Source organism: Bradyrhizobium sacchari (assembly GCF_002068095.1).
GTDB classification, from domain to species: domain Bacteria; phylum Pseudomonadota; class Alphaproteobacteria; order Rhizobiales; family Xanthobacteraceae; genus Bradyrhizobium; species Bradyrhizobium sacchari.
Window position 1 is genome coordinate 790,629 of the sequence record NZ_LWIG01000001.1, and the last position, 11,955, is coordinate 802,583.

The window sequence follows — 11,955 nt, forward strand, 5'->3', positions numbered from 1 at the left end:
AATTAGTCCTTGCGATACACCCAGACGCGGGCCGGCGGAAGGTTCATCCAGATCCGTTCCGAGGCCTCTGTGGACACGCCGGGCAGCGATTTCGGGATCGGCGGCACCACCGCATAGGTGAATTGGACGAAGGGTGCGCCGGGTGCGAGCGCCGTGAAGGCATCGCGAATGAGCCGCAGCCGCGTCAGCATCGGTTTTGTGACGAGCGGCAGGCCGGACACGACCGCGCTCGCGGGCGCGCTCAGCACGTTCCAGAGCGTGTCGCGGAGGCGGTAGGCATCGCCCTGCACGACCTTGGCCTGCGGGTAGCGGTCGCGCAGCAGCGCGCAGAAGCCGGGATTGTATTCGACGAGAACGAGACGCTTCTGGTCGACGCCACGCTCGATCAGCGCCGAGGTGATGGCGCCGGTCCCGGGCCCGAGCTCGACCACGGGGGCGTCGGAATCGACGTCGACATAGTGAGCCATGGTCCGGGCCAAGAGCTTGCCCGACGGCATCACCGCGCCCATGTGGAGGGGCTTTTCGATCCACGATCTGAGAAAGCGCACCTCGTCGTCGAGACGGGGCTTCTTCAACGCACGCGCGGACGATGGCAATGGCATGTCTGGACCGGACGGGACCGCGGGACCGCGGCGTGTCAGAAAATGGTCATAAACAGGTATAGGCCGCAGGCGATACGGTCAAGCCGACTCAGTTCGCCCGATTACCGAAGAAGTCCTTGACCTTGGCGAAGAAACCCTCGGATTCCGGCTGGGTGTTGCCAGAGGAGAGCTTTTCGAACTCGGCCAGCAATTCCTGCTGCTTCTTGGTGAGGTTCTGCGGGGTCTCGACCACGACCTGAACATACATGTCGCCGGTCTGGCGCGAACGCAGCACCGGCATGCCTTTTGATGCAATGCGGAATCGACGGTTGGACTGGGTCCCGGCCGGGACCTTCACCTTGGCCTTGGCCTTGTCGATGGTCGGCACCTCGAATTCGCCGCCAAGCGCAGCCGTCACCATCGAGATCGGCACCCGGCAATGCAAATCGGCGCCGTCGCGCTGGAAGAACTGGTGCTGGGCCAGCGACAGGAAGATGTAGAGGTCGCCGGGCGGACCACCGCGGACCCCGGCTTCGCCCTCGCCGGCGAGCCTGATCCGCGTGCCGTCCTCGACGCCGGCGGGAATGTTCACCGACAGCGTGCGTTCGCGGGTGACGCGGCCCTGGCCCGAGCAGGACGGGCAGGCGTCCTCGATCATCTGGCCGCGACCTTGGCAGCCCGGGCAGGTGCGTTCGAGCGTGAAGAAGCCCTGCGACTGCCGCACGCGGCCGGCGCCGCCGCAGGTCGAGCAGGTCTTCGGCTTGGTGCCGGCCTTGGCGCCGACGCCCGAGCAGGCCTCGCAGGTGACCGAGACCGGGATCTCGATCTGCGCGGTCTTGCCGCCAAAGGCTTCCTCGAGCGTGATCTCCATGTTGTAGCGCAGATCGGCGCCGCGCTCGCGGCCGCCGCGGCCGCGCTGTCCGGCCATGCCGAACAGATCCTCGAAAATGTCGGAGAAGGAGGAGGCAAAGCCGGCGCCGAAACCGGCACCGCCGCCGGGACCGCCCTGCTCGAAGGCCGCATGGCCGAAGCGGTCATAGGCCGCGCGCTTGTCCTTGTCCTTCAGGACCTCGTAGGCCTCGTTGATTTCCTTGAACTTGACCTCGCTGGTGTCGTCCCCGGGATTGCGATCGGGATGAAACTTCATCGCCAGCTTGCGGAACGACGATTTCAGCTTGGATTCGTCGGCGTCGCGTTCGACTTCGAGGGTTTCGTAATAGCAGCGCTTGGTGGACGTGGACATGCTGAGCTCGGTCTAATCCAATCGCGATTCAAGTTGGAGCGAAACAACGTTGCCACGCAACGATATAGGCACCCTTAAGCCTTGCGGCAGAGGGCGGCATGGCAGCGCTGAGAATAACGGCTGGGAATTGATCGATCGTAACGGGGCCGATTCCAAAGGAGTCCTGAAAGACGCCTTGGCCCGACGAGCCCGACACGACGGCCTCCCCCGCGAGGGAGGAGGCCGGTAGCGCGTGTGGGGTCCAAGTCGTCCGCATCATCACCCTCTTGGGGTTCAGGCGGACTTCTTGTTGTTCTTGTCGTCGTCGACTTCGGTGAACTCCGCGTCGACGACGTCGTCCTTGGCCGCGTCCTTCTTGGCGTCGGCCTCGGCCTGCTGCTTGTACATGGCCTCGCCGAGCTTCATCGAAGCCTGGGCCAGCGTCTGGGTCTTGGCCTTGATCGCCTCGGCATCGTCGCCCTTCAGCGCTTCCTTGAGGTCGCTGACGGCATCCTCGATGGCGCGGCGCTCGGTCTCGGCAACCTTCGAACCGTGCTCGGCAAGCGCCTTCTCGGTCGAATGCACCAGGCCATCCGCCTCGTTCTTGGCGGTGACGGCCTCGCGGCGCTTCTTGTCCGCCTCGGCGTTGGCCTCGGCGTCCTTGACCATCTTCTCGATGTCGGCTTCCGACAGGCCGCCGGAGGCCTGGATGCGGATCTGCTGCTCCTTGCCCGTGGCCTTGTCCTTGGCCGAGACGTTGACGATGCCGTTGGCGTCGATGTCGAAGGTCACCTCGATCTGCGGCATGCCGCGCGGAGCCGGCGGAATGCCCATCAGGTCGAACTGGCCGAGCATCTTGTTGTCGGCCGCCATTTCACGCTCGCCCTGGAAGACGCGGATGGTGACGGCATTCTGATTGTCTTCAGCCGTCGAGAACACCTGGCTCTTCTTGGTCGGGATCGTGGTGTTGCGGTCGATGATGCGGGTGAACACGCCGCCCAGCGTCTCGATGCCCAGCGACAGCGGGGTCACGTCGAGCAGCAGCACGTCCTTGACGTCGCCCTGGAGCACGCCGGCCTGGATCGCAGCGCCGATCGCCACGACCTCGTCCGGGTTGACGCCCTTGTGCGGCTCCTTGCCGAACAGCTGCTTCACGACCTCCTGGACCTTCGGCATACGCGACATGCCGCCGACCAGCACGACTTCGCCGATCTCACCGGCGGTGACGCCGGCATCCTTCAGCGCCTTGCGGCAGGGCTCGACGGTCTTCTGGATGAGGTCGTCGACCAGCGCCTCGAACTTGGCACGGGTGAGCTTCATCGTCAGATGCTTCGGGCCGGTCTGGTCCGCGGTGATGAAGGGCAGGTTGATCTCGGTCTGCGTCGTCGACGACAGCTCGATCTTGGCCTTTTCAGCGGCTTCCTTCAGGCGCTGCAACGCGAGCTTGTCGTTGCGCAGGTTGATGCCCTGCTCCTTCTGGAACTCGTCGGCCAGATAGCCCACGAGGCGCATGTCGAAATCTTCACCGCCGAGGAAGGTGTCGCCATTGGTCGACTTCACCTCGAACACGCCGTCGCCGATTTCGAGAATGGAGATATCGAAGGTGCCGCCGCCGAGATCGTACACGGCGATCGTGCCGGCCTTGGTCTTGTCGAGGCCATAGGCGAGCGCGGCCGCGGTCGGCTCGTTGATGATGCGCAGCACTTCAAGGCCCGCGATCTTGCCGGCATCCTTGGTCGCCTGGCGCTGCGCGTCGTTGAAGTAGGCGGGAACGGTGATGACGGCCTGGTCGACCTTCTGGCCGAGATGGGCTTCCGCGGTCTCCTTCATCTTCTGCAGGATGAACGCCGAGACCTGCGACGGCGAGTAGGTCTGGCCGTCGGCCTCGACCCAGGCGTCGCCGTTGGAAGCCTTCACGATCTTGTACGGAACGAGCTTCTTGTCCTTCTCGACCATCGGGTCGTCGTAGCGGCGGCCGATCAGGCGCTTCACTGCGAAGAACGTACGCTCGGGATTGGTAACGGCCTGGCGCTTGGCAGGCTGGCCGACGAGGCGCTCACCGTCGTCCGTCACGGCGACGATCGAAGGCGTCGTGCGCATGCCTTCGGAATTCTCGATAACTTTGGCGTTTTTGCCATCCATCACGGCGACGCACGAATTCGTGGTGCCGAGGTCGATCCCAATGACCTTTCCCATGGTCCTGATATCCTTCTTTTTGCGGCAGGTTGGCTGGGCCCAGAAGGCACCCGAACCGAAACCCCCTAAGATCAAACATCCGCGATATTGCGATGATTGAGGCTCATATAGGAGGGGGGGAGGGGGCCGCAAGGACCGAAACCAAGTCTCGGCCGTGAAAACATTGGGTTTTAAGAGATCATATCCGGGCTCAACCGCCCTTGCGGGTGAGGAAATATTAACAGGTCCGGCGATCCGCCACCCCGCCTCCGCAATCCGNNNAGGGCCAAACCCGCTAAAAGGCGGGCCGGCCGACAGCCGCGCCAAGGGCTGCTTCGCGCGACAAAGCGCCCGGTGGCCGACCATCGAACGGCCTCAATGTGAACCAATCAGAGTGCCCATGAAGCTGATCCGCCCCCTCGCCGCGCTCGCCCTTCTCATTGCCTCCGCGTTTCCGGCCCTGGCTGCCGACGCCGTTTTCCCGCCGGGCCTGCGCCTCGGCATGGTGCCGCTGGTCGGCCTCAACACGGCAAAAACCTTTCCGGGCTTCGAGAGCGAGGACGGCAGCGTCAAGGTGCTGATCACCGAGCTGCCGCCGGCGGCCTATGGCGAGGTCGTGAGCGCCTTCAATTCCAACCCGGCCGGCGCCAATGGCGTCAAGCAGGACAAGATCGAGACGCCCGCGGGCCTTGCCTATTTCACCACCGAGAACGGCAAGGCCGGCGAGACCCCGGTGAAGCGCTATTCGATGATCGTGCCGGGCGCCGGCTTCTCCGGCTACGTCGCGGTGCAGATCCCGGAGAATGCGACCAAGATCTACACCGACGAGGCGGTGCGGCAGATGTTCGCGAGCGCCACCACCCGCAAGCAGGTCTCGGCCGAAGAGCAGATCGCGCTGATGCCGTTCAAGATCACCGATCTCGCCGACTTCAAGGACATCCGCACGCTGGCGCCGGGCTCCAGCATCATCCTCGCCGACGGCAACGAGGCCGCAGGCTATGAGTCGAAGCCGTTCATGATCCTCGGCCTGATCGGCGCCACCCCGCAAGCCCCCGATGACCGCGCCCGCTTCGCCCAGGAGGCCGCGCTCCAGATCCCCGGGGTGCGCGAATCCCGCGTCACCATGTCGGAGCCGATCCGCATCAATGGCCAGCAGGGTTTCGAGACCCGCATCGACGGCGTCAGCGGCAAGGACAAGACGCCGGTGACCGTGGTGCAGTGGATCCGCTTCTCGAGCGGCGGCGCCTCGCTGCGCATCATCGCCAGCGCCCCGCGCGACCAGTGGCAAGCCGCCTTCACCCGCTTCCGCGCCGTGCGCGACGGAATTCAGCCGAAGGGGTAAAGCGGGCGCTGCATACTCGGTGTCGTCCTGGCGGAGGCCGGGACGACAAGAGCGAGCCCACCCCCTCACCAATACCGGCTGCATTTTCGGGCTTCTGTTCGTATACGCGCGGAACTAGGCTTCCCCCGGTTGGATCATCCTGGAGGGAGGCAAACGATGCTTGATCGACGACAAATCCTCGCGGCGCTCGGAACGACGGCGCTGGCGACGCTGGCGCCAACCGCGCTGTTCGCAGCGGCATCGATCAAGCCGGACGACGCATCCGCGCTGCTGGTGATCGACGTGCAGAACTGCTTCCTGCCCGGCGGCAGCCTCGCGGTGAAGGAAGGCGAGCAGGTGGTGCCCGTCATCAACAAGATGGCGAAGGCGTTCGCGAATGTGGTGATGACGCAGGACTGGCACACGCCCGGCCACGTCTCGTTTGCGTCGGTCCACTCCGGCAAGAAGCCGTTCGAGACCATCGACCTGCCCTACGGCAAGCAGGTGCTGTGGCCGGACCATTGCGTGCAGGGCACCGACGGCGCGTCGCTGTCGAAGGACCTTGCGATCCCGCACGCCGAGCTCATCATCCGCAAGGGCTTTCACAAGGACGTCGACAGCTACTCGGCCTTCCTCGAAGCCGACGGCAAGACCTCGACCGGGCTCGCCGGCTACCTGAAGGGCCGCAAGATCAAGCGCGTCTTCGTCGCCGGGCTTGCGACGGACTTCTGCGTCGCCTGGACCGCGCTGGACGCACGCAAGGCGGGTTTTGAAGTCTATGTCGTGGAAGACGCCTGCCGCGGCATCGACACTCAGGGCTCGCTGGCAAAGGCCTGGGCCGACATGGCCAAGGCCGGCGTGAAGCGAATTCAGTCGAGCGACATTGCGGTGAGCGCGTAGGCCAGATGGCCGTCATTCCGGGGCGGCTCGCAGAGCCGAACCCGGAATGACACCAACAATCAGTTCGGCGCGCTGCTCTGTTCGTTGTTGTTGGCCGCGGGCGCGGCCTTCGCGCCACCCTTGGCGACACCGACCAGGGCCGGGCGCAGCACGCGGTCGCCGATGGTGTAGCCGGCCTGCATGATCTGCACCACGGTGCCCGACGGCACCGACGCATCAGGCACCTCGTACATCGCCTGGTGGAAGTTCGGGTCGAACTTCTGGCCCAGCGGATCGAGCTTCTTCACGCCGTGCTTTTCCAGCGCGTTGAGCAACGAGCGCTCGGTGAGCTCGACACCCTCGATCAGCGAGATCAGGCCCGGATCGGCGGTGGCACGGGCCTCGGCCGGAACCGCATCGAGCGCGCGCTGGAGATTGTCGGCGATCTCGAGCACGTCGCGGGCGAAGCCGGTGATGCCGTAGAGGCGGGCGTCAGCGACCTCCTTGGTGGTGCGCTTGCGCAGGTTTTCCATCTCGGCCAGCGTCCGCAGCATGCGGTCGCGCGCCTCGGCGGCTTCCTTCTGCAGCAGCTCGACCGAGCCCGGCTCGGGATCGTCGGGCATGATGTAGGGTTTCGACACCACGGGCTCGCCGGTCGGCGTGGTCGTGTCTTCGGGTTGCCGGTCTCGATCGGTCATCGGCTCTAATCTCGAACTCGTTTCCAAGAACTGTTGGGCGGGATTGTTGGCCCGGATATCGTGCCTAAGCGCACGAAAATCAAGCGCCCGTGATCGGCGCAAATGCCGGTCAGCCCCCCAGAAGGCGGCTGACGATGCGGGCAGCGTAGTCCACAGTCGGGATCACGCGAGCATAATTCAGCCGCGTCGGCCCGATCACGCCCAAAACACCGACGATGTGGCCGGCGGCATCCCGATACGGCGAGATGATGGTGGAGGAGCCCGAGAGGGAAAACAGTTTGTTCTCCGAACCGATAAAGATGCGCACGCCCTCGGCGGTCTCGGCGCGGCCGAGCAGGTCGATGACGCCGCGCTTGGTCTCGAGGTCGTCGAACAGAAGGCGCACCCGCTCCAGATCCTCCAGCGCGTGCAGATCTTCCAGCAGATTGGCGTGGCCGCGGACGATGAGCTGGCGGTCCTCGTTCTCGCCGCCGGACCAGCTGGCGATACCGGCCGAGATCACCTTCTGCGTCAGCTGATCGAGTTCGGCGCGGGCTTCCCCGAGCGCGGTCTCGAGCTCGAGCCGCGCCTCGGCCAGGGTCCGGCCGCGAATCCGGGCATTGAGGAAATTCCCGGCCTCGGTGATCGCCGAGGATGGAACTCCCGGCGGCAGCGTCAGCACGCGGTTCTCGACCTGGCCGTCCTCGCCGACCAGGATCACCAGCGCTTTTTCCGGTTCCAGGCGGACGAATTCGATGTGCTTGAGCCGGGCATTGGATTTCGGCGTCAGCACCACCGCCGCGGCGCGGGTCAGGCCCGACAGCCGCGTCAGCGCCTGGTCCAGCGCCGCCTCGACCGACTGGGCCTGGCCGACCGTGGCGAGCTGGCTCTGGATCGACTGCCGTTCGGCCTCGTTGAGATCGCCGACCTGCATCAGGGCGTCGACGAAGAAGCGCAGGCCGAGTTCCGTCGGCAGCCGGCCCGCCGAAGTGTGCGGGGCATAGATCAGGCCGAGCTGTTCCAGATCGGCCATGACGTTGCGGACCGAGGCCGGCGACAGCGGCATGGCGATCAGGCGGGAAATGTTGCGCGAGCCGACCGGCTCACCGGTCGCGAGATAGCTTTCGACAATTTGACGAAAGATGTCGCGGGAACGCTCGTTGAGCTGGGCAAGGCCTGCGCGCGGCGCGATCAGATGGATCGGATCGTGATGGGCCACAGACGGTAACTCCTCTCAGATGCTCATAATTTGTCCATCCGGGAGGCGGCTGACAAGCCGGGTTTTGCACGGGCCTGGGGACCGAAAAAGCCTTGCCGCATACCCTCACCCCACCTACAAGCACCGCGAACAGCCCTTTTCCGAAAGTTTTGGAGGATTTCCCATGCGGCCAAGCCGCCGTGCGCCCGACGAATTGCGCCCCGTGACGCTGGAGCGCGGCGTGGTCAAATATGCGGAAGGCTCGTGCCTGGTGAAATTCGGCGACACCCATGTGCTGGTCACCGCCACGCTGGAAGACCGCCTGCCGCCGTGGCTGAAGGGCCAGGGCCGCGGCTGGGTCACCGCCGAATACGGCATGCTGCCGCGCGCGACCTCCGAACGCACCCGCCGCGAGGCTTCGGCCGGCAAGCAGAGCGGCCGCACCGTCGAGATCCAGCGCCTGATCGGCCGCTCGCTTCGCACCATCGTCGATCTCGAAGCGCTCGGCGAGCGCCAGATCACGGTCGATTGCGACGTGCTCCAGGCCGACGGCGGCACCCGCACGGCCTCGATCACCGGCGCCTGGGTCGCGCTCGCCGACTGCATCAACTGGATGAAGGCGCGCAACATGATCAAGGCCAACGTGCTGCGCGACAACGTCGCCGCGATCTCCTGCGGCATCTACAACGGCACGCCGGTGCTCGATCTCGACTATGCCGAGGATTCGGAGGCCCAGACCGACGCCAATTTCGTCATGACCGGCGATGGCCGCATCATCGAGGTACAGGGCACCGCGGAACGCGAGCCGTTCACGGAAGCCGAGTTCCTGGCGCTGATGGCGCTGGCGCGCAAGGGCGTCGCGCGTCTGGTGGACTTGCAGAAACTGGCTGTGGCGTAGTCAATAGGCCGATGCACCGCCGAATCACCGGAAAGCTCGTCATCGCCACCCACAATCCCGGCAAGCTCGCCGAGATGAAGGAGCTGCTTGCGCCGTACGGGATCGAGGCGGTGTCGGCCGGGGAACTCGGCCTGGATGAGCCCGAGGAAACCGGCAACGATTTCCGCAGCAACGCCGCGATCAAGGCGATCGCGGCAGCGCGTGCGACCGGGTTTCCGTCCTTCGCCGACGATTCCGGCATCGTTGTCGACGCGCTCGACGGCGCGCCCGGCATCTACAGCGCGCGCTGGGCCGGTCCGACCAAGGATTTCAACGCGGCGATGGCCCAGATCGAGCGGCTGCTGCAGGAGCGCGGCGCGACCACGCCCGACAAGCGCAGGGCGCATTTCGTCTCCGCACTCTGCGTGGCTTGGCCTGACGATCATCTCGAAGAGGTCGAGGCGCGTGTCGACGGCACGCTGGCCTGGCCGCCGCGCGGCACCGCAGGTTTCGGCTACGATCCGATGTTCCTGCCCGATGGCCACAGCCGCACCTTCGGCGAGATGGAAAGCATCGAGAAGCACGGCCTGCCGCCGCACGGCCTCGGCCTGTCGCATCGCGCCCGCGCCTTCGTGAAACTGGCGGAGATCTGCCTTGAGCCGCGCTAGAGCGTTTTCGAGCGAAGTGGATACCGGTTCGCGCCAGGAAAACGCGTCAAAACCAGAATCCGAAGCCTTCGGCGTCTACGTGCACTGGCCGTTCTGCCTGTCGAAGTGCCCCTATTGCGACTTCAACAGCCATGTCCGCCATGCCGCGATCGACGAGGCGCGCTTCGCATCCGGCTTCGCGCGCGAGATCGCAACGACCGCCGAGCGCGCGCCCGGCCGCGAGGTGACCTCGATCTTCCTCGGCGGCGGCACGCCATCGCTGATGCAGCCGGCCACCGTCGGCGCGGTGCTCGATGCCATCGGCAAGCACTGGACCGTTGCGAAAGACGTCGAAGTCACGCTGGAAGCAAATCCGACCAGCGTCGAAGCCACGCGCTTTGCCGGCTATCGCTCCGCCGGCGTCAACCGCGTCTCGCTCGGCGTGCAGGCGCTCGACGATTCCTCGCTGAAGGCGCTCGGCCGCATGCACAGCGCGCGCGAGGCGCTCGATGCCGTCGCCATCGCGCGCCGCTCGTTCGACCGCTATTCGTTCGACCTGATCTACGCCCGCCCCGACCAGACGCCGGCGATGTGGGCCGATGAGCTGCGTCTCGCGATCGATGAAGCAGCGGAGCATCTATCGCTTTATCAATTGACGATCGAGGAAGGCACGCCGTTCTTCGGCCTGCACCAGGCCGGCAAATTGAAGACGCCGGACGAAGCGGTTGCGCGCGCGCTCTACGACGTCACGCAGGAAACCTGCGACAAGCTCGGGCTGCCAGCCTACGAGATTTCCAATCACGCGCGGCGCGGCGCCGAGTGCCGGCACAATCTGGTCTACTGGCGCGGCGAGGAATATGCCGGCATCGGTCCGGGCGCCCATGGCCGTCTCGACATCGACGGCGTGCGCCATGCCACCGCCACCGAGAAGCGTCCCGAAGCCTGGCTGATGCGGGTCGAGACCAACGGCCATGGCGTCGTCACCGACGATCTCCTCAACAGCGAGGAGCGCGCCGACGAATTCCTGCTGATGGGATTGCGCCTCGCCGAAGGCATCGACCCCGAGCGCTACAAGGCGCTCTCCGGCCGCCCGCTCGATCCCAAGCGCATCGCGCTGCTGCGCGAGGAAGGCGCGATCACGGTGGATGCGACGGGCCGGCTGCGCGTGACCAGCAGCGGATTTCCGGTGCTGGATGCGGTGGTCGCGGATCTGGCGGCCTGAACTCTCTCCCATCGCCCTCCTGGCGAAAGCCAGGACCCATGACCACAGGGAAGAGTTTGGCGAAGACTCCCAACTATTCTTTGCTGGTACTCACACCGTAATCACTCGATAGATCACGCGGTATCGGTCCTGGCTTTCGCCAGCACGATGGCGGAGAAACAACTACGCGCCAAAACTCTTCGGCGAGCCCGCGACCGCAACGCCGCCGCCCGTCGTCACCTTCATCACCGCAAGGCCGCGTTCGTTGGTGCCGTCGGGGCGGAAGCGGAACAAGCCGTCGATGCCGGCGAAGCCCGACGGGTTGGTGAGCACGTCGGAGGAGAAGCGCGTGGTGCCCTGCGTGCGCGCGAGCGCTGCGACCAGCGCGACCGCATCATAGGCGAGCGTGGCCGTGCGGATGGGGTCGGCGCCGTACTTGGTGCGATAGCGGCCGGAGAAGGCGCGGAAACCGGCCGGATCGGGCGCGGCATAGAGGCCGCCTTGCAGGTTCGCGTTGGCATAGACGCGCGGACTGTCCCACAGGCCAGTACCGAGCAGCTGGATGTTGCGCAAATTCGCACCGGCCGCGGTCATCGCATCGGCCACCGTCACCACCGCATCGCCGTCGTCGGCGATGAACAGCGCATCGGCGCTGCCGAGCTGCTGCGCCACGGTGCGTGCCGGCGTGGCGCGATCGGCACCGTATTTCTCGAACGCGACGATGCGCCCGCCGCGCCGCGGCACCGCCACCTTCACCGCGGCCTCGACGACATTGCCATAGGCATTGTCGGGCACCAGCACGGCGAAGGAGCGCTTTCCGATGCTGGCCGAATATTCGATGATGCGGTTGACGTCGGACTCCGGCAGGAAGCTCAGGAGATAGACGCCGCGGCCGGCGATGCTGGAGTCGGTCGAGAACGCGATCACCGGGATGTTGCGGGTACGCGCGACCTGCGCCACTGCCGGCACCGATTGTGCGAACAGCGGCCCCAGGATGATCTCGGCGCCCTCCTCGACAGCCTGCTGCGCGCCGGCTTGCGCGCCCTGCGGGCTGCCATTGTCGTCCTTGATCAGCAGCTGGATGTTCGGGTTCTGGAACTCGGCCAGCGCCATCTCGGCGGCGTTGCGCATCGACTGGGCGGCAAGGCCCGCATTGCCGGCCGCCGAGAGCGGCAGG

At 65.7% G+C, this 11,955-nt stretch carries 11 protein-coding genes; 5 read left to right on the forward strand and 6 right to left on the reverse strand.

Going from position 1 to position 11,955, the window contains the following annotated elements; all coding sequences use genetic code 11:
• Positions 1-2 precede the first annotated feature (2 nt).
• The 3 genes from A5906_RS03620 to dnaK all read right to left on the reverse strand — a co-directional run bounded on the left by A5906_RS03620 (position 3) and on the right by dnaK (position 3,999).
• On the reverse strand, positions 3-602 hold the full coding sequence (locus A5906_RS03620) for a class I SAM-dependent methyltransferase (protein ID WP_018323496.1): 600 nt from the start codon (positions 600-602) through the stop codon (positions 3-5).
• Between the two features lie 88 nt (positions 603-690).
• Positions 691-1,824, reverse strand: coding sequence for a molecular chaperone DnaJ (gene dnaJ, locus A5906_RS03625; RefSeq protein WP_080133842.1), 1,134 nt, complete (start codon positions 1,822-1,824; stop codon positions 691-693).
• 273 nt (positions 1,825-2,097) lie between these two features.
• Positions 2,098-3,999, reverse strand: a complete 1,902-nt coding sequence (dnaK, locus tag A5906_RS03635) for a molecular chaperone DnaK (RefSeq protein WP_018645013.1) — start codon at positions 3,997-3,999, stop codon at positions 2,098-2,100.
• Positions 4,000-4,378: 379 nt separating this feature from the next.
• On the opposite strand from dnaK, the gene A5906_RS03640 reads away from it, so the two are divergent.
• Both A5906_RS03640 and pncA read left to right on the forward strand, forming a co-directional pair.
• Positions 4,379-5,320: a hypothetical protein gene (locus A5906_RS03640; protein WP_080133843.1), complete on the forward strand. Its 942-nt coding sequence runs from the start codon at positions 4,379-4,381 to the stop codon at positions 5,318-5,320.
• Between the two features lie 156 nt (positions 5,321-5,476).
• Positions 5,477-6,199, forward strand: a complete 723-nt coding sequence (gene pncA / locus A5906_RS03645) for a bifunctional nicotinamidase/pyrazinamidase (protein WP_080133844.1) — start codon at positions 5,477-5,479, stop codon at positions 6,197-6,199.
• A 59-nt stretch (positions 6,200-6,258) separates the two neighbouring features.
• Here the strand turns inward: pncA and grpE are convergent, their stop codons facing one another.
• Positions 6,259-6,876, reverse strand: coding sequence for a nucleotide exchange factor GrpE (gene grpE, locus A5906_RS03650; protein ID WP_080133845.1), 618 nt, complete (start codon positions 6,874-6,876; stop codon positions 6,259-6,261).
• 109 nt (positions 6,877-6,985) lie between these two features.
• Entirely contained in the window at positions 6,986-8,074 is a 1,089-nt protein-coding gene (gene hrcA / locus A5906_RS03655) for a heat-inducible transcriptional repressor HrcA (RefSeq protein WP_080133846.1), read from the reverse strand.
• 163 nt (positions 8,075-8,237) lie between these two features.
• Between hrcA and rph the strand changes: the two genes are divergently transcribed.
• From rph to hemW, 3 genes are read left to right on the forward strand one after another with little or no spacing between them, the layout of a single operon-like run.
• A complete protein-coding gene (gene rph, locus A5906_RS03660; RefSeq protein WP_080133847.1) occupies positions 8,238-8,951 on the forward strand; it encodes a ribonuclease PH in 714 nt (237 codons plus the stop codon).
• A gap of 11 nt (positions 8,952-8,962) precedes the next feature.
• The gene (gene rdgB, locus A5906_RS03665; protein ID WP_080133848.1) at positions 8,963-9,598 is read left to right on the forward strand and encodes an RdgB/HAM1 family non-canonical purine NTP pyrophosphatase; all 636 of its coding nucleotides are present in this window, start codon (positions 8,963-8,965) and stop codon (positions 9,596-9,598) included.
• A 16-nt stretch (positions 9,599-9,614) separates the two neighbouring features.
• A complete protein-coding gene (gene hemW / locus A5906_RS03670; RefSeq protein ID WP_080133849.1) occupies positions 9,615-10,799 on the forward strand; it encodes a radical SAM family heme chaperone HemW in 1,185 nt (394 codons plus the stop codon).
• Between the two features lie 162 nt (positions 10,800-10,961).
• Here the strand turns inward: hemW and A5906_RS03675 are convergent.
• The coding region (locus A5906_RS03675; RefSeq protein WP_245326574.1) for a penicillin-binding protein activator at positions 10,962-11,955 on the reverse strand (994 nt) is incomplete at its 5' end.

Coding starts and splice junctions, on each gene's coding strand:
- dnaK (WP_018645013.1), bottom strand. CDS start 3,999: ATGGGAAAGGTCATTGGGATCGACCTCGGCACCACGAATTCGTGCGTC.
- A5906_RS03620 (WP_018323496.1), bottom strand. CDS start 602: ATGCCATTGCCATCGTCCGCGCGTGCGTTGAAGAAGCCCCGTCTCGAC.
- pncA (WP_080133844.1), top strand. CDS start 5,477: ATGCTTGATCGACGACAAATCCTCGCGGCGCTCGGAACGACGGCGCTG.
- rdgB (WP_080133848.1), top strand. CDS start 8,963: ATGCACCGCCGAATCACCGGAAAGCTCGTCATCGCCACCCACAATCCC.
- dnaJ (WP_080133842.1), bottom strand. CDS start 1,824: ATGTCCACGTCCACCAAGCGCTGCTATTACGAAACCCTCGAAGTCGAA.
- grpE (WP_080133845.1), bottom strand. CDS start 6,876: ATGACCGATCGAGACCGGCAACCCGAAGACACGACCACGCCGACCGGC.
- A5906_RS03640 (WP_080133843.1), top strand. CDS start 4,379: ATGAAGCTGATCCGCCCCCTCGCCGCGCTCGCCCTTCTCATTGCCTCC.
- rph (WP_080133847.1), top strand. CDS start 8,238: ATGCGGCCAAGCCGCCGTGCGCCCGACGAATTGCGCCCCGTGACGCTG.